General features: G+C 62.7%; 15 protein-coding genes and 1 pseudogene. 8 read left to right on the top strand and 8 right to left on the bottom strand.

All coding sequences use genetic code 11. The features are described from left to right. Positions 1–1,277 (top strand): proton-conducting transporter transmembrane domain-containing protein (locus tag C482_RS10130; RefSeq protein ID WP_006167508.1); only part of this gene is annotated, 1,277 nt, incomplete at its 5' end. Between the two features lies 1 nt (position 1,278). Further along, positions 1,279–3,117, top strand: a complete 1,839-nt coding sequence (locus tag C482_RS10125) for a Na(+)/H(+) antiporter subunit D (protein WP_006167506.1) — start codon at positions 1,279–1,281, stop codon at positions 3,115–3,117. Positions 3,118–3,276: 159 nt separating this feature from the next. Here C482_RS10125 and C482_RS10120 read toward each other — a convergent pair whose 3' ends face one another. From C482_RS10120 to C482_RS10110, 3 genes are all read right to left on the bottom strand, one after another. After that, positions 3,277–4,530: a tyrosine-type recombinase/integrase gene (locus tag C482_RS10120; RefSeq protein WP_006167504.1), complete on the bottom strand. Its 1,254-nt coding sequence runs from the start codon at positions 4,528–4,530 to the stop codon at positions 3,277–3,279. Positions 4,531–4,685: 155 nt separating this feature from the next. Further along, positions 4,686–6,299, bottom strand: a complete 1,614-nt coding sequence (locus C482_RS10115; RefSeq protein WP_006167502.1) for an alkaline phosphatase family protein — start codon at positions 6,297–6,299, stop codon at positions 4,686–4,688. A 166-nt stretch (positions 6,300–6,465) separates the two neighbouring features. Continuing rightward, positions 6,466–7,476 (bottom strand): lipid II:glycine glycyltransferase FemX, encoded by a 1,011-nt coding sequence (locus C482_RS10110; protein WP_006167501.1) that lies wholly within the window; start codon positions 7,474–7,476, stop codon positions 6,466–6,468. 305 nt (positions 7,477–7,781) lie between these two features. Here C482_RS10110 and C482_RS10105 point away from each other — a divergent pair, with 305 nt between their 5' ends. After that, on the top strand, positions 7,782–8,924 hold the full coding sequence (locus tag C482_RS10105; RefSeq protein ID WP_083858609.1) for a DUF1616 domain-containing protein: 1,143 nt from the start codon (positions 7,782–7,784) through the stop codon (positions 8,922–8,924). A gap of 392 nt (positions 8,925–9,316) precedes the next feature. Here the strand turns inward: C482_RS10105 and C482_RS10100 are convergent, their stop codons facing one another. After that, positions 9,317–9,601 (bottom strand): hypothetical protein, encoded by a 285-nt coding sequence (locus C482_RS10100; RefSeq protein ID WP_006167498.1) that lies wholly within the window; start codon positions 9,599–9,601, stop codon positions 9,317–9,319. 164 nt (positions 9,602–9,765) lie between these two features. Between C482_RS10100 and C482_RS10095 the strand changes: the two genes are divergently transcribed. The 4 genes from C482_RS10095 to C482_RS10080 all read left to right on the top strand — a co-directional run bounded on the left by C482_RS10095 (position 9,766) and on the right by C482_RS10080 (position 16,895). Further along, a complete protein-coding gene (locus C482_RS10095) occupies positions 9,766–11,646 on the top strand; it encodes a DUF6541 family protein (protein ID WP_006167496.1) in 1,881 nt (626 codons plus the stop codon). A gap of 343 nt (positions 11,647–11,989) precedes the next feature. Further along, positions 11,990–13,081, top strand: coding sequence for a Gfo/Idh/MocA family protein (locus C482_RS10090; RefSeq protein ID WP_006167495.1), 1,092 nt, complete (start codon positions 11,990–11,992; stop codon positions 13,079–13,081). A 25-nt stretch (positions 13,082–13,106) separates the two neighbouring features. Then, positions 13,107–14,558 (top strand): flippase, encoded by a 1,452-nt coding sequence (locus C482_RS10085; RefSeq protein WP_006167493.1) that lies wholly within the window; start codon positions 13,107–13,109, stop codon positions 14,556–14,558. Between the two features lie 651 nt (positions 14,559–15,209). Beyond that, entirely contained in the window at positions 15,210–16,895 is a 1,686-nt protein-coding gene (locus C482_RS10080; protein WP_006167491.1) for a hypothetical protein, read from the top strand. Positions 16,896–17,006: 111 nt separating this feature from the next. Here C482_RS10080 and C482_RS10075 read toward each other — a convergent pair whose 3' ends face one another. Beyond that, positions 17,007–18,272, bottom strand: a complete 1,266-nt coding sequence (locus C482_RS10075; RefSeq protein ID WP_006167490.1) for a carboxylate--amine ligase — start codon at positions 18,270–18,272, stop codon at positions 17,007–17,009. Positions 18,273–18,905: 633 nt separating this feature from the next. On the opposite strand from C482_RS10075, the gene C482_RS10070 reads away from it, so the two are divergent. Then, positions 18,906–19,331, top strand: a complete 426-nt coding sequence (locus C482_RS10070; RefSeq protein ID WP_049896622.1) for a hypothetical protein — start codon at positions 18,906–18,908, stop codon at positions 19,329–19,331. A 52-nt stretch (positions 19,332–19,383) separates the two neighbouring features. Here the strand turns inward: C482_RS10070 and C482_RS10065 are convergent, their stop codons facing one another. From C482_RS10065 to C482_RS10055, 3 genes and pseudogenes are all read right to left on the bottom strand, one after another. After that, a complete protein-coding gene (locus C482_RS10065) occupies positions 19,384–20,403 on the bottom strand; it encodes a GNAT family N-acetyltransferase (protein WP_006167488.1) in 1,020 nt (339 codons plus the stop codon). Between the two features lie 80 nt (positions 20,404–20,483). Beyond that, entirely contained in the window at positions 20,484–21,761 is a 1,278-nt protein-coding gene (locus C482_RS10060; protein ID WP_006167487.1) for a glycosyltransferase, read from the bottom strand. Continuing rightward, positions 21,758–22,207 (bottom strand): annotated as a pseudogene (locus C482_RS10055) (antibiotic ABC transporter permease); the annotation flags it as partial. The pseudogene C482_RS10055 and the gene C482_RS10060, both read right to left, overlap by 4 nt.

Here is a 22,207-nt window from a genome sequence, read left to right as displayed (position 1 = left end):
TGGTCGCACCGACGCCCGTTTCCGGGCTGCTCCACGCCGTGGCGGTCGTCAAGTCCGGTGCGTTCGGGGTGGCGCGGGTCATCCTCGAAGTCTTCGGTCCCGGACTCATCCACGACCTGCCGCTCAACGTGCCGGGTATCGGTGAGGTCGGGCTGAACGTGCCGGTGGCGATTCTGGCCGCCTTTACGTTGACCGCAGCCAGCATCATCGCGCTGCGCAAAGACCACCTCAAACGCCGGCTCGCGTTCTCGACGACGGCACAACTGTCGTATATCGTGCTCGGGCTCTCGATGCTCCATCCCTTCGCCATCCTCGGAGCGCTGTTCCACATCCCCGCCCACGCGTTCGGGAAGCTCACCCTGTTCTTCTGTGCAGGGGCAGTCCACGTCGAGACCCACACCGACTACGTCAGCGAGATGGCCGGGATCGGAAAACGAATGCCGCTGACCATGTCCGCCTTCGCCATCGGCGCGGCGGGCATGGCTGGCATGCCGCTCATCGCCGGCTTCGTCAGCAAGTTCTACATGCTGATCGGCTCTGCCGACGTCGGCGGCGGCTACTGGCTCTTCGCCAGCGCGCTGATCCTCTCGGGGATCCTCAACATCGCCTACCTCTGGCCCGTCGTCTACACCGCGTTCTTCGAAAGCGAAGACCGCCACGACGCCAAGCCGCTCCTCGAATTCCCGCCTGGCGGGAAGCGCGAGTCCTACTTCAGTGAGGAGGTTGCCACGGACGGTGGGAACCCGGTTGATGAAGATGAGGATGCAGCTGACGACAACCGGGACGCCGACAAACCCCCAAGCGGCCAGCCACGCCCCGCCGACGACGACGTTGGCGAGACAGGGGCCACTGGCGCTGGGACGCCACTCGAGTCGGAGCCGGATGCGGACGACGCTGACACCGACACCGACACCGACACCGACGACGACTACGAGTACGCCGTCGACAAATACCCAAGCGACGCCGATGTCCCCGGCACCCGCGCTGCACACGCGGATCACGCCGGGGGCCACCACGATCACGGCGACCACCACGACCACCACGGCGGTGCGCCGCCAGGTGGCTGGGAACGCCACTCGCCGTTCTCCGAGAGCACATGGCTCATGCTCATGCCGATTACGGTCATCGCCGTCGGTGCCGTCACACTCGGCGTGATCCCCGACTACGCGATCTTCCTCGATCTCGTGACCTACATCGTCGAGACCGTCTTCGGCATGGAGTGGTCCGAACTGAGTGCACTCTCCCACGAGGAGATTCTGGCGGAGGTGCTAGCCTAACATGATCGACGCAACCTACGACATCCTGGCCTACGCGTATCCACCGCTGATCGTCTTCGCGGCCGCGCTGCTCGTGCTCGTCCTGCCGCGGCTCCTCGGCTTCGCGGTCGGCGCACTGAGTCTCGCCTCGGTCGTCGCAATCTCGCTGCTCGCACCCGAGGGTGCCCACCTCACCCGAACCTTCCTCGGGTTCCAGGACATCCACCCGTTCCTCATCGACGACTTCACGCGGATGATGGGAATAGCGCTTGGCTTCCTCGGAACCTTCGCCGTCATCTACGCGTACTCGAGTGAGTCCTCACGACATCTGGCAGCCATCGCGCTGGCGTACGTCGCGAGCGCGCTCGGTGCGGCCTTTGCGGGCGACTGGCTCGTGCTGGTGTTCATGTGGGAGATCATGGCGCTGACGAGCACGCTGCTGGTCTGGCAGTACGGTGGCGATGCGGTCCGTGCGGGCTATCGCTACGCGCTGGCCCACGGTATCGGCGGGAGCCTGGTGCTGTTCGCGGTGATTGCACAGTACGCCGCTGTCGGCTCGTTCGCCATGGTGACCGAGGCGGGAGAAACGGTCGGCTTCGCCGACGGGATCCCGCTCTTGCTCGCGGTGCTCGGTATCGGTGTGAACGTCGCCTTCGTCGGCTTCCACACCTGGCTGCCGGACACCTACCCGCGCCCGCACTTCGCCGCGTCGGTGTTCCTCGCAGCGTTCACGACGAAGACGAGCGCCTACGTGCTCTACCGTGCGATTCCGGAGGGGAACCTCCTGCTCGCGTACATGGGTGGGGCGATGGCCGTCTACGGCGTCGTCTTCGCGCTGCTCCAGCACGACATGCGTGCGCTGCTGTCCTACCACATCCAGGCCCAGCTTGGCTACATGGTCGCAGGTATCGGAATCGGCTCCGCGATCGGGATCGCCGGCGCGATGGGGCACCTGTTCAACAACGTGCTCTACAAGAGCCTGCTGTTCATGGCCGTCGGGGTCGTCATCTACCGAACCGGCGAGAACGACCTCTACAAGCTCGGTGGCCTCTGGCGTGAGATGCCACTGACTGCGATCGCCTTTGCCATCGGTGCGCTCTCGATTACCGCCGTGCCCGGCTTCAGCGGCTTCATCAGCAAGGGGATGGTGCTCGACGCGGCCGATCCGGCCTACTACGGCGGCAGCGAGTATCAGGCGCTGTACTGGTTGCTGTTCATCGGTGCGATCGGCACGTTCCTCTCGTTCATCAAGCTCGGCTACTACGTCTTCTTGCATGGCCCATCCGAGTACACGGTCAAGGACTCGAGAACGGGACAGACGGTCGCGATGTTCTCCGTCGGTGGTGCCTGTGTCCTGCTCGGACTGCCGGCGATCGGCTGGCCGGTCTTTGCCGACCTGTTGCCGCTGGTCGATGGGATCGGTATTCCAGACATGGCCATCAACGAGCTCCAGCCCTACAGTGCCAGCCACCTTCAGGACGCTCTCATCCTGATCGTCATCTCCGTTATCGGCTTCAAACTCATCCGCAAGCCGCTCTCGAAGATGGACTACTCCGACCCGTCGTTGATCGTGAACCCGACCGGCTACTACCTCGGCCGTGGCACGATGCTCGCGACCACCGAGCTCTACGCAGCTGTCGACAACGCCGTCGTCAGCGGCGTCAAGCGCTGCTACTGGGCCGGCAACAACCCAGTGCTCGCCGTCGACGAAACCGCTCGCCGGCTCCCGATGGTCGACGTACCGGAACGCCAGCACGCTGATGGTGGCCGCTCATCGACGATCCATCTCCGCGCAGGAATTGGGACCACAGTCTTGCTTTTGACGATCATCCTTACGGTCGTCATCTGGCTGCTGGTGTAGTCGGCTCCCTCTGTACGGTTCTCTCATCGAATTTCTGTCACTCGCAGTTCTCGAACGACCACGTCTCGCGACGCGTCTCCTAATCCTAAAACAGAGCTCGGCGCACCGTCCGCCGTCGGCCGCGTCTACTGGTATTGCTACTGGGGTTACTACTGCTGCCTACTCAGAGTCCGTCTGCCCACTGGATCGCGTGCTGTGAGAGAGTATGGTGATCTCGAGTGGCTCGTCAACTGGAACCGCGATCGAGCGCTCTCCGTTCGGCGTCCGCAACGTCGGTCGCGACCGCGTCGCTTCGCGTCGCACGCGTTGACGGCTGGTGCTGGTGTCGTCACCGTCGCCACCTGTTTCAGCGCGAACGCCGCTGGGTGTCAGGTACTCGCCGCTGGCCTCGAGTCCTGCATCTTCACAGAGGCGTTTCAGCACTGAGCGCGCACCTTCGGTCGTAATCGCCGGCGGCGCAATTGCGTGCTCGCGGGCGAGTTCGGTCGCCGTCGCCTCGTCGGACAGCGCCTCGATCTCCGCGTCGTCGTATCCCCGATCCGCGAGCGCATCGCGAACGCGGCGGGCGATCGACGGCGCGTGTCGCGTTGGAAACAGCGGCCAGTCGTTCGACGGCGGATCGAGCACCACGCGGTACCGCCGCAGCGGCGTTCTTGCTGGTGCGAGCAGCGACACGTCCTCGAGACGCTGGGACTTGCCGAGCACTCGAATCGTGCCCGTATAGAAGTCCACGTCGTCCCAGGTGGCCCCCGAGCGCCTGTCGTCCTCCGGCACCCGGAACAGCTCCGCACCGCGGACACTCGAGTGTGCGAGCAGCGCGACCATGGCGTACTCGCGAAGGCGACTTCGTCGTTCGGTTGGTGTCGCCCCGTCTGCTGTGAGCGCGCGTTCGCGGACGTAGGTTTCGAGGCGGCGGCGTTGTTCGAGGTTCCAGGCGGTGGTGTCTGTGTCGCCGTCCTCGTCAGCGCCGGCGCTTGCGCTTGGTAGCGCCGCTTCCGCGGGATCGGTTGCAGCAGGATTCGTCTCGAGGATGCCACCGCGGACACACCACGAGAGGAAGGCTCGGACGACGGCGTAGTAGGTGTGGGCGCTCGAGGCGGTGTAGGCCCCGCGCTCCGTTTTCTCGCGGAGGTCGGCGGCGTACGCTCGCGCGTGGGTGGACTCGAGTGCGAACAGCGAGGTGAGGTCGAACTCGCGGTCGACCCAGTCGGCGAAGCGGTGGAGGATGGATTCGGCGTTGGCGGCGTATGCGCCTGCGCCGGGGCCGTCGGGGTCGCCGACGGCCTTGCGCTGGAGGTAGGTGTCGATGGCGTCGCTGATGGTGACGTCTGTCCTGGTGTCGGTGTCGGTGTCGGTGTCAGTGTCGGTATCGGTGTTGGTGTTGGCGTTGATGCCGGCGTCGAAATCAGTCACGCCGTCCTCACCCCGCGTTCGAAGCGACGAGAACGGCAGCCCAGACCACGGCCGGAACCGTCGCAGTCTCTCATCTGTTCGTCTCCTACTGTGTGGGCGCGACAAATCTGTGTTTCGGTGAGCACACCGCGGAAGAAATGGGCTGCGTGGCCGGGCTACTCGAGATACCCCAGGTCTGCGAGCCGCTGCTCGACGGCATCGTCGTCAGTCGCGACGGTCGCCTCCTCGTCGCGGCGGGCATAGTCCGTCGTGCCACTCGAGTCGAGACACGGGAGCACCGATCCATCCATGCGCTCGTCCGTGGGCACGCCGAGGCTCGCCAGCACGGTCGGTGCGACGTCGAACAGGTGTGCGTTGCCGACGCCAGCCGCGCGGTCGACACCTGTGCCCGCGACGGCGACGGTGCCCTCGAGTTTGTGGTTCCAGGGCTCGCTCGGCGGACCAAACTGCTCGTCTCGCAGCGTTGCAGAGATGAAGTGCTCGAAGTCCGTGGGGATCGTCACGATGTCGACCGCGCGGTCGCTCTCGGGGCCGTGGAAGTACTCTTCACGCGGGCGAACCGCCTCGAAGACAGGGTCGCCGTCGGGCGTTTGCGCAGAGCGCAAGGCGTCGATGACCTGTGTGCGGACCGTTTCGTACTCTGCCTCCGGAACGACACCGTTCGGCTCGCGACCCTCGACGTTGAGCCGGACGCCGAGTTCGATGCGCGAGCGGACGTACGCACGGGAAGTCGGGAAGTCGACCTGCGTTGCGCCCGCGCTGACGAGTCCCGAGGGTGCGTGGGCAGCCGCGAAGTCGGCGAGTCTGAGGCGCTCCAGTACGGCTCCGATGCGCTGGCTCGTGAGCCCGACACTCGCGGCGGCGGCCATCGCGCGCTCGGAAAGCCCCTGCTCGCGCTGGGTCGTCTCCTCACCTTCTTTGAGCGAGTCATCGCGGACCGTCGCCCAGGTCGGCATCCCCTCACCGCCGTTCGTGGTCTCGACGTGGCCCTCGCGGCGGAGGAACTCGTTCACTCTGAACTCGTAGCCCTCGTAGGGACCCATGCCGTGGTCGCTCGCGACGATCACGGTGTCCGGGTCGTGGGTCTCGAGAATACCGGCAAGCTGGCGGTCGACTTCGCGGTAGATCTCGCGGATCGCCGCGTCGTTCTCAGGCTCCTTGTGGAAGATCGAATCCGTTGCCTGGAACTCGAGGAAGCCGAACTCGGGTTCGAACCGGTCAGCGAGGTACTGGAAGGCCTCGCCGCGCATGCGGACGCAGTCAGCGTACGCGCCACCCAGATCGTCGGCGTCCTCGTTGGGGTAGACGCGGTACTCGCCGATCGATTCGCGGACGTCCTCGAGTAGCCCCTGGGGATGACAGGCCGGATTCTCCGGTGCGGTGTAGCCTGGGATCACTGCGCCGTCGAACTCGCGGGGCGGGTGAGTGACCGGCACGTTGACGACGACGCTCGTGATGCCGTGCTCGGAGAGGAGTTCCCACAGGGCGGGCTCGCGAACGTCGCTGGCGTTAACCACGTCCCAGTCGTAGCCATCGAAGGAGAGAAAGCCGAAGACGCCGTGCTTGCCGGGATTCTTGCCGGTGTAGAGCGACGGCCAGGCGCTGGCCGTCCACGGCGGAATCTGGGACTCGAGTGGCCCGTTCGCGCCGTCCTCGTAGATCGATTCGAGTGTCGGGAGATCGCCGGCATCGAACAGCGGCTCGAGAACGTGGTCGCAGGCCGCGTCGATCCCGACGAGCAGGGTCTGCAGCGACGAATCGTCGTTCATCGAGGGGGAGTCCTCGGCCTCGACCTTTCGTTATGCGTGCAGTTACCCGGATTCGGCGACTGGACCACTATCGATCGAATCAGCGTTGTTCACGAGCACGCAACAGTCAGCCAGTGCAAAACGATGGGTAACTGGGACCTACCGCGTGGCACTCGTCGCAGCCGTTCTACTTCACCGAGTCGTACAACGACGCCACCGTCTTCATCCCCCATGAGCCGTACTCCAGACTGTAGTACGTCTCAAGTTCCGGGTTGAACTTCGCCTTGTACCGATTGATCCGGCGCGTATCCGCACCCACGAGATCGTACGTCTCCAGGCCGCGTTCCATCCCGTCTTCCATAATCGCCCAGTCCAGCAGATCGTTCGTCGGCACGTCGACGTCCGTATCCGTCCGGACACCGCCCATCCACCGCCCCGTTCTGTCGCCGTACTCGAGTGCCAGAATCCCACCAACGAACTCGCCGTCGACACGCAGGGTGTAGGGTCGAACGGCACCGGTCGCCGTTCGGTCGGCCAGATCCTGGACGAACTCGAGTGGGACGCCGAAGCTGATGTCCTGTGATTCGTAGCGGTGCTTCACTTGCTCGTGGATGAGGGCGATTTCTTTGGAGTCGCCGACGGTGACCTCGTACTCGTCCTCGTCGGTACTCGTGATGTTGCTCCGCGCGTCGCTGCTGAAGGACATGAGGAGGTCATCGCGCTCGCGCGTGAGGTCGACCGCGTAGGTGTACTCCGGCGTCGCGTCGAACTCGTTCCACTTGAACGGCCGTGCGTCCCCAACACCTGTACTGGTTCGAATGTGGGCGTATCGCGGCGAGAGTTCGGACTGGATCCACTCGAGACAGCCGTCCATGAAGCGCTGGCGACGGCGCTCGCGTTTTCGCTGTTTGAGCTTCCCCATGTTCAGAAACGCCGGGCCGAGGTAGGGGACGCGGATGTGTGGTGGCGGCGAGAAGACGGTCGTCACGAACTGTTTTTTGAGTTCGAACACCGGGAAGAGGCCGACTGGCTCCTGTCCTTTGAAGCCGATCAACGGGTGCAGCGTCGACCCGGAGTGTTCGGCCTGTACTTCGAGTGCCTCGAGTTCGTGACACAGCGTTCCCTGCGGGGAGCGCTGGACGTGATCGTTCCAGCGCTCGCGGTCGTCATCTGTGGCAACACGAACGTCGATGCTCATCGTCCACAGCCACCTCCGATCAGTTTGGGGGCGAGACGACACGGTCTGGGGGCGAGCGAACCGTCACCGCGTTTCGTGTCTGCGTCTGTCGCTGGAGGTACACTCCTGTCCATATCGTGGATCCCACCGCTGTGCACTTTGTAAGCGACCTGTTTCCGTACTCGAGTCCCTTGCCCCACTACGCGCCACTCTCATCGAGCTGGGCCACCGTCGTTGCTTCGCCGCCGGTCGTCGGGAATCGCACGACGGCCGTGTGTACCGCGACGGCTACCGAATCCAGACAGTCGGTTACGTGACTAGTAACAATGACCGAACCACTCGAGTGGTGGCTAACTGACGCATACATGAAAGAGATTCTGGATACGCAGCCGTTCGCGACCGTCGGGCGGGGAACGAGAGCGGTGGCTCGGCTCCCGGCCGATCTGGTCGGTATCGCCGGCATCGCCGCCGTTTCGGCCCTCCTCTTGTTGATCGTCGACGTGTCGTCACCCGTCCTCCGCGCCGCCGTCGGCTTCCTGCTGTTGTTCGTCGCACCGGGGTACGCTCTCGTCTCCGTGCTCTTCCCGCGGGAGAACCTGTCACCGAAAACGACCGCAACGCCGCTGTTTGCCCAGACGCTCTCCGTGAGTGGTGTCGAGCGCGCTGCACTCGCGTTCGGCCTGAGTGTCGCCCTCCTCCCGCTGTTCGGGATCGGTATCGCGCTCACTCCGTACACGTTCTCCTCGACGGCCGTCGTCGGCTTCATCAGCGGCTTCGTGCTCGTCTGCGCCTTCCTCGCTGGCATTCGACGCGTTCGTGTCCCCGAACAGAACCGCTACGAGTTCAGTTTCAGCCGCGCGTACGATACCGTTCACGCGGCGCTGTTCGGCACCAACTCGGCGGTTCACACCGCGGTTAACCTCCTCCTGGTGGCGAGCATGCTCATCGCCCTCTCCAGTGTCGGCTACGCACTCGTCTCGCCACAGGACGGCGAACAGTACACCGAACTCCAACTACTCACCGAGGACGACAACGGCGAGCTGGTCGCCGCCGACTACGAGACGACGACCGCTCCGAACGAGTCTGTCTCACTGGCGATCGACATCGAGAACCAGGAACAGTCCGAGCAGGCTTACACCGCCGTCGTCCAAGAGCAATGGGTTGACGACGGCGAGGTCTTCGACCGAATCGAACACGACCGGCTCGAGTACACGCTCGCGGACGGCGAGTCAACCCAGGACGTGGTATCGATGACGCCGGAGGCAGAGAGCGGGACGGTTCGAATGGCAGTGTTACTGTACGACGAGTCGGTCCCGGAGTCGCCGACGATCGAGAACGCGGATCGATCGACGTACCTGTGGGTAACTATTGACGGTGGTGATGCGGATGCTGTGGGTGGTGATACAGACGATGAGGTAGATGAGGAGGATAACGACGACGATGACGACGATGAGGATGACGACGACTAACTACCGCCTTCCGCCTCACTCGAGAGCCACTCCGAATCGGACACGCCTCGAGAAGGATTGAACTTGACTCGAGTGTCGCGTGCAGTCATAGTGGTATTGGAGTCGGTGTTCTCGCTGGTGAGGAATCGTAGCGACAGGGTGGAGAGTGATACCTGACCGTTGAATGACCGTCCGATAGTGGTTGAATCTATTTCGTTGGTACTGTCTCTCGATACCGGGCGAACGACTCACTGCTGGGGTTGTCTGGGATGTGACAGAGGCGGAGAGAGTGGTGGTTTGTGACGCAACCCGTCGACTATAGTAGCTATTGCAAGTCACTGCACACCTGACCGACCGACAGCTGTACGATCAGTGTGTAACTAGTTGCAGTTGTTACTATAGTGAGCAGTAGCTCACTCGCGGCTCAGCGGGACGACATTGAAGGCGATCGCGGCGAGGACGAAACCGAACAGTCCAATTGCGATGCCGAGCGCGCCGCCTGCTGCCGAGCCGGCGGTGACGAGTTCTCGAGTGCCGACGGCGATAAAGAGCAACGAGAACCCGAGGAGGGCGACGGTTCCAATGGTGTCGTACAGTGCGTCTCTGGTTCCTTGCCGCACGTCGGCTGTACTGTCGTGCTGGGGCTCTGGCGCTGGCTCGGATGAGTCGGTCGAGTGAGACGGGCTACTCGGGACCATTGTCACTGACTGTTCGTCTCGTTTCCAGTTAAACCTGGCAGTCTCGTTAGGCGACGCCAGCTGTGACTCGGTACTCGACTCACCGGTCTCGGTACTCACAGACTTACCCGTCGCAACCGGTGAATAACAAGGATAGCTACGGGATAACGTCGCGCCAGCTCCGAATGTCTCCCCAGTCAGCCGTCACCGAAGAACCGTTCCGAAAGCTCGCGCTCGCGGTCGGCTTCCTCGCAGTTGCTGTCAGCGCGTTTCTCGCCCACGGTGCGCCCGCTGCCGGCTACGAGCTCTCGCTCTACACGATGACGCCGGGTCGCGTCTGGGCCGGGCTGCTCGTCGCCATGGCAATTGCACTCGCTGTCGCGTTCGTTCCCCCGTCCTGGGTCGGATCGGGAACGCGAGCGGGGACCGAGGCAGACGACGGTGGCGGCGAAACCCGGCTGTTCACCAGTCGCCCGCTCGCGCTCGCCCTCGGCGGACTCACGATGATCGTCTTTGCCGGACTCCCGCTGATCCGCGGCTACCAGTTCTTCGGCAATCACGACGCGCTTACTCACCTCGGCTGGTCGCGAGCGATAGCCGAAGGGACGATCGTCCCATTCGATCTGTATTATCCTGGTATCCACACCGTGGCTGCGATGATCAACGCCGCGGTCGGCGTCCCACTCGAGCAGTCGTTGCTCCTCGCTATCCTCGCGACGATGATCGTCTTCTGGATTTTCATTCCACTCTGTGTGGGGACCATCATCTCGGATCGTCGCGCGGTCGTGATCGCGGCGTTCTCGTCGTTCCTCCTTCTGCCGATCACGACGATTTCGATGTATATGACGGCCCACGCGATGTCCCAGGCGGTTCTGTTCTCGGCACTGCTGTTCTTCCTCTTCGCAAAATACCTCCGTGCCGACCGCTCACTCGCAACGGTGTCCGCTGTCGGTGCCGCCTTCGCGCTCGTTTCCGTCGCGACGGTCGTTTACCACCCGCAGCTGGTCGCACACCTGATCGTCGTCTTTCTTGGCATCTCGCTGGTGCAGTTCCTCGCGCGCCGGATCGCCTCGCAGGGACGGATCGCGAGCCAGACGCCGATGTACGGTCAGGCGCTGTTCCTGATCGTGCTGTTTCTCGCCTGGACCTCGAATCATGGCTTCTTCAGCGGGATGATCGATCACTTCCTGAGCGCGGCTGTCGACTTTATCCTCAGAGATGGCGGCGGAGCCGGTGATACAGTCGCCATGCAGGGGGCCTCGCTCGGTGCGCTCGGGAGCGGTCTCGGCGAGATTTTCGTCAAACTGTTCACCGTCCACCTCCTCTTCACGCTGCTCACCGCGGGGCTCATTCTGGCCGCTCTCGGCGCGCGAAACTCCGAGTGGCTCGCCCGTGTTCGACCCGAGACGCTGTACTTCGCCGTCGCACTGGTGGGGCTGGGGCCGCTGTTCGTCATTTACTTCCTCGCACCCGGCTCGACGATGTACTTCCGCGTCTTCGGACTGATGATGGTCTTCGTGACGGTTCTCGGTGCGATTGCGATCTACGGGCTGACGGGCCGTTTCTCGGGACGGTGGCGTGAGTCGCGGTTCGTCCCCTCGGGACAGCCGCTGCTCGCGGTCGGCTTCGCGCTCCTCCTGTTGCTGTCGCTTGTGGCGGTCTTTCCCTCGCCGTACACCTACAACCCGTCACCACACGTCAGCGACCAGCAGATGAGTGGCTACGAGACCGCCTTCGACACGCAAGCCGACGAGGTCGATATCGTCGGCCTACGAAACGGTCCGAACCGATTCGACGACGCGATTCACGGGAACGACGAGCGGATGCGTCTCCACTTTGACGTACCCGAATCGGCGTTTGGCTCCGGACTCGTCGACGAGTACGACAACGACCGGTACCTCGTGGTGAGCCAGTACGACTACGACCGCGAGGTGTACGCCTACGGCGAACTCCGCTACAGTGACGGCGACTTCAACGCGGTTGAGAACGAACCAGGTGTGAACCGCATTCACACGAACGGCGAGTTCGACCGTTACTACATCGATGCCGACATGAGCGACGCTTGACTCCGTTGGCCATCGTTCACTGACGTCGTCGGCGCTGGCTGAGCGTATGGCTATTTGCTGTCTTCTCACTGCGTTTATTCTCCGCCCCTCACCTCGTCCTCGTTCCAATTCTTGCATCTATTATCAACTCGGATATCTGACTGGTTCATTCGACTGGAGCCGCATGACGATTGTCTGTCCGTATCCCCCACACAACCACCAGCTACCATCGTCTCACCACACGGAAAGGAGCTGTTGCCAACGCGTGATCGGGTCCAGTAGCGCACGGCATCGGCCGAGTCCCCGCGCGAAATCGGTAACAGATCTATAACAATAGCACTCTGTGTTCGTCTTTCGGAGGAGAATGACAGTCAAAACGGCAGTAGTCGGTGCCGGAACAGTCTCGGAGGTTCATCTCTCGGGAATCGACAAGAACCCGCGGACGGAACTCGTCGGCATCTGCGACCTCGACATCGACCGAGCGCGCGAGGCGGCTTCCCGGTACGATATCACGCCCTACGGCGACATTGACGACCTCCTCGCCGAGGAGTCGCTCGACTGGCTCCACATCTGCACCTCGGTTCAGAGCCACCTCCCGCTGGCCAAGCGCGCGATCGACGCCGGCGTTCCGCTGCTGATCGAGAAGCCGGTCACCGAAACTATCGAGGAACTCGAGGAGCTCGAAGCCTACGCCGACGAGCACGGCGTCCCGGTCTCACCGGTTCACCAGCACAACTTCGACCCGGTGATGCGGTCCGCTCGTCGGATGATCCACTCCGGCGAACTCGGCGAGATCCGCGGCGTCGACCTGATCTACACGGGCCTGTCGACCCCGGACGAGGCGAACCGTGGCACCTGGGTCTTCGACCTCCCTGGCGGCGAGTTCGAGGAGGGACTCCCCCACCCGATCTACTCCGCGCTCAGAGTCAGCGGCTTCCCGAAGAGCGAGGAGTCCATCTCGAGTATCACTCGACTCGTCGGCGACTACGACGACGAGTTCGCCTACGACTCCGCCCAGTTGCAGTACGTCACCGAAGACGACGTGCTCTGCAGCCTGAAGATGCTCTCGAGTTCGAAGCCACGTCACGAAATCTACGTCCACGGCACCGAGAAGTCGATCCAGCTCGATATGGTCCTCCAGACGATCCAGACCGTCGACGAGGAGTATCACCTCTCTTCGCTCAAGAAGGGCAAGCAGGCGATCACCCGCTCCGCCGGCTACCTCTCCGGGCTGCTCTCGAACGCCAAACTCGTCGCCGACGGCCAGTTCAACGACGACTGGGAGACGGCAATCAAGATGAACGCCCACTACGCGCAGTTCGACCGAACCGCCCGCGCCATCGAGGCCGGCACCGAGATGCCGGTCTCACTCGAGTCCTCGAAGTGGACGATCCGACTGATCGAGGCGCTCCGGGACTCGAGCACACCCACTGTCGACGCACCGGCGACAATCTAAGACGGCGCAGTTTGGTTCGTTCTGAATGAAACAACAGATTATTCGCGGCTTCAGGGCGACGCTCGTCGCCGAAATCGTCCGGACGATTGCGAAGGGCGTGCTCATGGTGTCGCTCGCGAGCCTGTTTCTGACGCCCGACGAGTACGGCCTGCTCTTTCTCGCAATTTCGGTCTTCAGCGCCTCGCTGCTGTTCAGTCGCCTCGGAATCCCCCGGTCGACGGCGCGGTATCTCGCGGAGTTTCGGGAGACGAACCCTGGACAAGTCCCCCACATAATCCGGGATTCGTTGCGATTCCTGACAGCCGTCATGCTGACCGTCTCGATCCTCATCGCGGTGTTCCACCAGCAACTGGCGGCGCTGTTCGGCGAGAGCGAGCTGGCACCGCTGCTGGCGCTGGGTGTCGTCTACATCAGTTGCTGGACGATCAACTCCTACGTGCACACGATCTTTCAGGGATTCAACCGCATCCCCTGGAGTGCGCGCGTAACGATCCTCACAAACGTCACCACGTTGCTCTCGGTTCTCGTGTTCCTCGTCGCCGGTTTCGGCGTCATCGGCGCGCTCACCGGCTACGTCCTCGGCTACGTGCTCGGTGCCGTCTACGGCCTCACCCTGCTGTACCGGCTGCTCGGCGAGTTCGACGCCGCCGACGAACGCGAGCCCGGCCTGCGACGGCGGTTACTCGAGTACAGCCTACCGCTGACCGTTTCGGATGGCGCGAACGTGGTCTACAAGCAGGTGGACACCCTACTTATCGGCGTCTTCCTCACGCCGGCAGCGGTTGGCTATTACGTGCTGGCGAAGCAGATTTCGGACTTCGTCATCGCGCCGGCGAGCTCGCTCGGATTCACCGTCTCGCCCTCCTACGGCAAGTACAAGGCCAACGGGGAACTCGAGAAGGCCGCTGATGTCTACGAGACGACGTTCAAACACAGCGTGCTGTTCTACATCCCCGCTGCAGCGGGGCTGATCGTCGTCGCTGAGCCCCTGGTACAGTACGTCTTCGGACCGGCGTACCTGGAGGCGGTGCTCGTCATCCAAATCTTCGCGTTCTTCATCGTCTTCCAGGCGATCGACAAGATCACGAACGATGCGCTCGACTACCTCGGCCGTGCGAAACACCGGGCGATCTCGAAGGGTGTGACCGGTGGCTTCAACTTCGGGCTAAACCTGCTGTTGATCCCAACGATTGGCATCGCCGGCGCGGCGATTTCGACGGTCGTCAGCTACGGCATCATGATCTCGGTGAACATCTACCTCATCTGGTCCGAACTCCCAGTCTCGCTGCCATACCTTGGAAAGTCCGTGGTCGCAGTCTCGGGAATCGCACTCTGTATGGCCGCCGTCGTCGTGGTGGCGCTGCCGATGGTCACGAATCTGGTGTCGCTGCTCGCACTCGTCGTGGTTGGCGTCCTCGTCTGGGCGACTATTTCGGTGACGAGCGGGATGCTCGACGTACAGAACGTGCTCTCGTGAGCCTTTTCGGTCTGTTCTTTTCCTCACCCTCGTTGTTCTTGGGGTCCTCCCGGTTTCGTTCAGCGCTTTCGTCTATAGTAACAACTGCAACTAGTTACACACTGATCGCACGTTCGCGGTTCTCGCTCAGTTCACTCGCTCCGAACCGCGCTGCCGCCGTGCGATCAGGTGTGCAGTGACTTGCAGTGGCTACTATAGTTCGCTGTGACGTGATAGAGACGTGCGGCCTCACGAATAGGCTGGCCTCACCACCATCGCGCCAGCCTGCCAAGAGCGTTCGACCACACTCACTGACCGCCGAGTGCGCGTGAGGGTACTCGAGTGTCGATAGCCGAAATGCGAGTCCAAACAGTTGGATTCTGTTTCCGATGGGAATCAGCAGTCACAATGTATTGAGCGTTGAATTTATTCGAAATTTCTACTATCTGTCTTTCGTGAATGCGTTCGATTTCGAAGGTGGGGGGCGTACTGGCGGGTGATCTCTTACCGGATCAGCGGGGATAGGGTGAATACCGATATGTTTTCTATAAAATACAATGAATAGACAGTCATAGGATTCTATATATTATATCGCGAGAAATTGACTGTGTTGGCTGCCTATATTCGGATAAACGGAAAGTTTATGACCCTGACTTCAAATCTCCTGACTGTATGGCACGCGATACGGTATTGGATGACGACGGATCTAGCGATCAAAATCCAGCAGACGGTGTTTCAGACGGTAATGACAGCATACTTGGTCGGCGCGGCTACCTCGGCCTCGTCGGCTCGGCGGCAGCAGCAGTCACGATGTCCGGGGTCGGCGCGGCCGCCGAGGACTACGACGTTATCGAAGTTGGAGCGGGACAGACGCGGACGGTTCGCCTGAGCGATGGCGAGTCCTTCTCGAACGTTCTGATCGACATCACGGCACCGAACGCGAAGTTCCACATTCGTGCGATTGCCGACAACTGGGAGATTCGCAACGTCGGTTTCCGCGGCAACTGGGATAGCACTGCCAAGGAAGACGCGATTATCTGCCAGGTGAACAGCCCGAACGCGAGTGGACTGATCGAGAACGTCTACTTCATGGGCAACGAGAACGACAACTCCTATCCCGGTATCACCGGCATCAACGTGGCCAACGGTCACGCTGGCGACCTCGAGATTCGTAACGTCAACATTCAGAACTGCCCAGACAACTCGATCTACGCGAGCAATCCTGGCGACTCCTCGCGACACCCGAGCGGTTCGGGTGGCGGTGGTCCCGTCGTGATCAAGGACTCCTACGCACGCAACTCCCGTGCGGCCGGCTTCCGCGTCGGTACCGACGGCTCGATCGTCGAGAACTGTGTTGCCGTCGACTGTGACAAGGGCTTCTGGGGCTACTATGAGCACACGGCGGTCAAAGACTGTGACATCTCCGGCTCGGCACACGCAGACGTCCGGTGTGGCGCACCGGACTGGGTGAAGGGCCAGAACGCCGAAGTCACAGTCACGAACACGCGCTACGAAACAGACGACAACCGCGGTGCTGCGATCCACGGCTCGTCGTCCGGAACACCACAGCGCACCGAACCGAGCGAGGTCGAGGGTGTCCCACTGAGCGCAGAGGAGGCAGCATCCGGCTCGTCAGGATCAGGACGGCGAGACGACGGCAGCAACGAGGATGACAAGGACGAGTCGGGAAATGAGGAACCGGCTGACGGGCACCTCCTCTCGTTCGTCACCGAACCCGACGCACGATACGCTGGCTACGAGTTCACCGCTGACGGACCGGTTGGGTTCGCAGAAGTTCCCGACCCAACGCCGTCTGGTGGACGCATCGAAGGCGGGACGTACACCTCCGAGGACTTCGTCGAGGAGACCGACGACGGCTGGCACGCTGGCGGTGTAACCGGCGGCGGCCACGGTGACGCGTTCCGTGTCGATGGGACGATCACGTCGATTGAGGTCGGCCAACCCGACGTGATGTGGGTCGAACTCGACGGCGAACGTCTCGACCCGGACGAAATTATCGAACAGACCGGCGGTGAGCCGGACGATGACGACACGGATGAGGGAGACGACGGTGACGAGTCTGACGAGCCAGACGAACCAGATGAACCGTCGGACGAACTCACAAACGTCATCGTCATCGATGCCTGTGACACCAGCCGCGAAACTACGTTCTCGTTCGACGTTACCGGCGAGGTCCGGCACACACCGTACCTGGGCTCCCAGAGCGGTTCGATCTCGGGCTCGACGGTCTCCGGAACGATCGCCAACGCCTGTGATGCCTACGAGTTCAGCGGCGACATCGAGAACTTCCGACTCGCAGGCAACGCGAACGTCTCCGTCGAGTACGACGCGCTGTAGCGATACAGCCGTCGAACTGGTTAGTCGGTCAACTGGGCAGTCGGTTACAGTCATCCCGACTGCAGCTGTCGGGAACGACCCGCTTTGGGGACGTGACCACGATGATGCACGCTATTTGACCGACTCCTTCTCTTTGTAGTACTGATACGCGTTCCGCAGGTCCCGAACGAACGGCCGCGGATCGTCGAGACTCGCGTAATCGAATCGCGTTTCCCGGCCGATCGACGACAGGATCTCCGAGAGCGACCCCGTGAACGAGGGTTTCTCCGCCAGCTCCACGTCGTCGAACAGAATCGAGTACAGATAGAGCAGTTCTCCGCGCAGCAGGTGGCCGGCGATGTCCGCCTGGTAACTGTGCTCGATCGCCTCGCGGTCTCCGGTCGCGAGCTGCCAGTAGTAATACGGAAAGTCCGCGCCCGCCTGCACCGAAAACGGCAACGACGACCAGAACCGCGGATTGATCTCCATCAGCTTGAACTCACCGTCCTCATCGCGCAGGAACTCAACCATTGCCAGTCCGTGCCAGTCGAGGTGCTCGAGTAGATCTCGGCCGGCCTCCTCGAGTGCCGGGATGCGAACGGACTCCCGGTAGGAACTCGCGCCGCCCGCGTAGCTGTAGCCGCGGATCTGGCGGTGCTGGAACGTGGCGACCGGCTCACCGTGGTCGTAGAGCGCGAAAAAGCCGTACTCGTCGGTGACGGGAACGTATTCCTGGAGCAACGGTTGGTGACCCATCTCCTGTGTGAGCGCGTCGATATCCGGCTCGGTACCGGGACTGAGATACTCTGTTTTTGGCGGATCGACGTACTGTCTGGGGCCGTAGTCGTCGAGGTACTCGTCAGCGAGCACTGCATATCGGGCCTTGACGATCCACTCCTGGTCCCACGTTCGGTTGGCATCGTGAGCAGCATTGGAAGCGGGATTGGGTCCAGGATCAGGGCCAGAATCAGACCTGAGTACCCCCGTCTCTGGCACACCTACGCCGGCCTCTTCGGCGGCGTCGAAGAGACGGATGCGATCCTGGGCGCTGGCGAGGGTGTCCATGTCGGGCCAGGGGGTGGCAACGTGGTCGGCGAACTCGGATCTGTACTTCGCGAGGACATAGACGTCGACATCTCGGACGGGGATTATCGTCTGTACATCGGAGCGGGTGGCGACGGCCAGCAGCGCGTCCTTGTAGGCGACCAGATCTTCGTGGGGGTCCGGAACCGGGACGGCCTCGTCGCAGTACTTCGAGCGCAAGGCTGGTGCGGTTTCGTCCTCCGAGACGACGATGGTTCGGATGTCGCGTCGCCCGAGCGTCCGGAGACAGGCGACGCTGCTCGGAGCCGTGATCGCCGGGACGACGACGGAGTGGGTCCACGGCTCACCGTTCATGCCGGTCACCTGCTCGGATCAGTCGTTCTCGTCGTTGGTCTGGTTCTCGTTTTCGTTTCCGGTTGCGTCGCCGCTCTCGTCCCTGGATTCGCCCTCGCTTCCACACCCTCCCAGTCCCGCGTCGGTAAGCAACGAGCACAGTCCGCCGCCGATGCGGTGTCCTCGAGTACCGTGGTGTGCGAGCGTAGGGCCCCCCGTGTGTGCGTGTTTCCGTTCGCGCGTGGCTGTGGGTTCGAGTATCGGCCGTCCCGTTGCTGTCGATATCGATGTGTGCCATCACCGGTCTGGAGAGATCGAATACCGCTGAAAGCGTCCGCTGTCCCGCGCCGAAGAGAGCCATACTGCAATCCACAGAATCCCGAACGTTAGTTAAGAGCAGTGTACGCCAGCGAACGCGACGGTGATGTGGTGCCAGCGACGCCGATACGTTCTCAGTTCGTCGACTGACGCCTGAACGCACTCGTTGCGCAATGAGTGCGGTGTCACGTATGACCGAGATACAGATGGCTGCCGACGACTCGTAGGTGGTTCTTACCGCTCACATCACCGACACGCGACCGTTCTCTGGTCGTTCCCACAGCACCAAACTGGACATCCACCAGACATATGCGGGAGGCACGTGACAACGCAGCTATGGTCTCCCTGCTATCTCCACCTGCGACTGTCGCCGAGCAACGCCGAAACGGCCGTCTGCTGATCGGATCCGGTCTCGCCCTCGCACTCGCGTTCACCGGCTACAACATCTACAGCGGTGACCCCTGGACACTGCTTGCTGGTGTGTACGTCGTGACGGGAGTGATGATCGGATACGGATTGCTGTCGATCGAGGAGGCCAGCTACAGTTCCGACGCCGACATCGAGCGAAAACAGCGCCGACACTACCGGGCGGGCTACTACGCCTACCTCAGTATGTTGCTCGTCGCCGCCGTCGACGGTCTGTTCGCAGTCATCGCCGCGACTGACCCCTTGACGTACCTCTGGGTCGGATTACTCGTCTATCTCGGGTCCCTCCTGATCGTTGGCCGTGGCCAGGAGCACAGATCGACAGTGCCACAGTGACCGTCTCGGCACCGAGGCCGTACGAGAACAGTAGGCCGCTCCTCCCTCTTCCTTACTTCAGCGAGCCAGCGACCCGCTCGTACGCCGACTTCGCGAGCGTCATCTCGAGTCCCGCCGACTCGACGGTGTAGTACGGCCGAAGCTCACCGTTGAACTTCCCCTTGTACTCACATAGCCGCTCCGTGTTCGCACCAACCAGATCGTAACCGACGACGGACTCGAGTGCCGGCTCCGTGACGATGTCCTCCAGGATCACCCGGTGGAGGCAGTTGTTGACGCTCACGTGGTCGTAGGAGGCGGTGACGCCGCCCTGCCAGTAGTACGCCAGGTCGTTCGAGAACAGCGTGATGATACCGCTCTTGTACTCGCCATCGGGGGTTCGCGCCACGTACACCCGCCAGCGGTCGTCGTCCAGACTCGAGAGAAGGTCCCGCAGGAATGGGCGAGACATCGGCGCGGTGTCGTCGTACTCCTCGTACTGTGCCACCACGTCATCGTAGACCCGCAGCGCCGCGTCGATCCCTTCGGTCTCGATCGAGAGGTCGAGGTCGTCGTACCGCCGCATCTCATTTCGCAGGCTCTTGCTGAAGCCCGCCATCGCGTCCTCGACATCCTCGCAGTCCTCGAGGTCAACCACGTAGGTGAACGACGGTTCGGCTGCGAGGTCGTTCCAGACGTAGGGTCGCGGGTCGGTGTACTCGAGTGGGCAGGTCATTCGGAACAGCGTCGAGCGCCGGTCGGTTTCGAGATCCGCAAGGACGCCCTCGGCGAGTGCCGCGTTGATGCGCTCCCACTTGCGCTGCTTGGGGCTGTTCGGGTTGATGATTGGCCCAAGTCGCGGGACGCCGAGTCCCGGCGGGGGCGAGAAGATCGTGCGCCCGACTGGCTTGTCATCGACGAAGACGGGGAGCAGGCCAACGACCTGCTGGCCTTTGAACGCGCCGTACAGCCGTAACTCGCTGTCCGTGTGGGCATCGAGGACGGCGAGTGCGTCGGGGTCGTGAAAGACGTCGAAGCCGCGGGCGGGGAGAGCGTCGTCCCACGCCGCGAGGTCGAGTCGTTCGATGTCCATGTAGGTCTGGCTCCGATGACTGACGGTTTTGTTACCACGTCGTTACCCTGACGTAGCGGGTCCGATCCTGGCTGTTTGGGCTAGCGTCTCGAACCCGAGTATTGCTGTGAGCCCCCAGTCATCGAAACCACAATTTCCGCCCAATCCGAACCAGCCTGCGCCATCGAGAAGGTGTTGCGGACCTCAGTCGCCGCGCTTGCGTGCGAGCGGCGCAGCTCGTCCTCGTCGAGCAGGCGCTCCATCGCCGTGGCGATCGTCTCCGGGCGTCGATCCGACACGATGATCCCGTTCTTGCCATCCGTGACGGCGTCTGGAATCGAGCCGACGCGAGGTACGACCGGCGCGAGTCCGGTTGCCATCGCCTCCAGCAAGACGAGTGGCAGCGCGTCGCGCTCGGAGGTAAGTACGAACGCCCGCGAGCGGTGGTAGTAGTCGATCGGGTCGTCGACCCAGCCCGCGAGTTCGATCGTGTCCTCGAGTCCGCGCGCCCGGATGTGCGCTGCGACCTCGTCGTGGAGTGCTCCGTCGCCGACCATGACCGCGGTGTTGTTTTCGTGCCCGCGGGACTCGAGTTCGTCCATCGCCGCGACGAATCGGTGGGGGTCCTTTTCGGGGCCGAAGCGGCCGACCCAGACGACGTCATAGTCGTAGCCGGCGGCGTCCTCGTCGTCGCGGTCGGAGTCGAAGTCGGAATCAGAATCATCGTCGACAGTACCGGCCGCCTCGGGCCTGTAGGTCTCGACGTCGATCGGATTCGTCAGCCGAGCGATTCGCTCGGCGGGGACGCCACAGCGCTCGAGCCGGGCCGCGTGGTCGGGGCCGGGAACCGATACGACATCGAAGCGTCTGAACAGCCAGCGGACGACCGGGCCGTACCGCTGGGTCGCGTGATGGTCGAGGTCGATACCGATGATGCCGAGGTGGGCCGGCAGCCCGAAGATGGCCTTCAGCCCGAGTGCGTAACAGCCGTAGAGAAACAGCGAGATGGAGGCGACCGCGTCGTACTCGTTCCGGCGGGCTTCGAGAAGCGCGACGGCAAAGAGCAAGACGACGCGCAGGAGCCGCGGCCCGACCTGGGGAACGGTGACGTTTCGGGCCGCGTCGACACCCTCGACGGGTGCGAGCGAGACAAGCGTCGTCTCCCCTGCCACGTCTGCGAGCGGGCCGTAGTGGCGCTCGTTCTTGTGCGCGAGACCGGTGATGACGAGTACCCGCTGGGTTTCGGCGACGCTGCGGGCGTGGCTCGAGTCCTCCGTCGGACGCTCGTCTCCGTCTGCTGATGATTTTGCTCCCGTCGTTGTCTCCGTTCGGTCGCCATCGGCACCGTCGTCGCCACCGTCCCGCGTTCGAAGACTCATGACTGTGGGTCGGTCTCGCCGTTACAATCGCCGGTAGTCTCGTCCGGCGGTCGTCCGCCGTCGGTCGTTGGCCGGGCCAGCGCTTGGGCCTCCGCCTCAGTCGTACTCGACTCTATCGAGTTCACGACCGTCCCCGCGTCGGTGTCCGCATTCGCCACCGCCAGCAGGAACTCCGACATCGCGTAGGCCATCCAGCCCTGACACCAGCGCATCAGCGTCACTCGCTTCGTGTGATGGCGGTACTTCCGATAGTAGTATCGCCCTTGCTCGCCCTCGACCTGCAGATTCGCGAGTACCCAGCGGAGAATTCGCTCTGCCAACTCGAGTTCACCCTCCTTCGTGAACACGAGTATTCCCTGCGTGCTCGCGTGGATATCACGCGGGTAGGCGTTCTCCTCGTCGAAGTTCGGCGCGCCGTCGAGTTCCTGTCTCTTATACACATCTCT

The organism is Natrialba chahannaoensis JCM 10990 (assembly GCF_000337135.1).
GTDB classification, from domain to species: domain Archaea; phylum Halobacteriota; class Halobacteria; order Halobacteriales; family Natrialbaceae; genus Natrialba; species Natrialba chahannaoensis.
The sequence above is the reverse complement of the archived record's forward strand: the minus strand, read 5'-3'. Positions and strand labels throughout refer to the sequence as shown.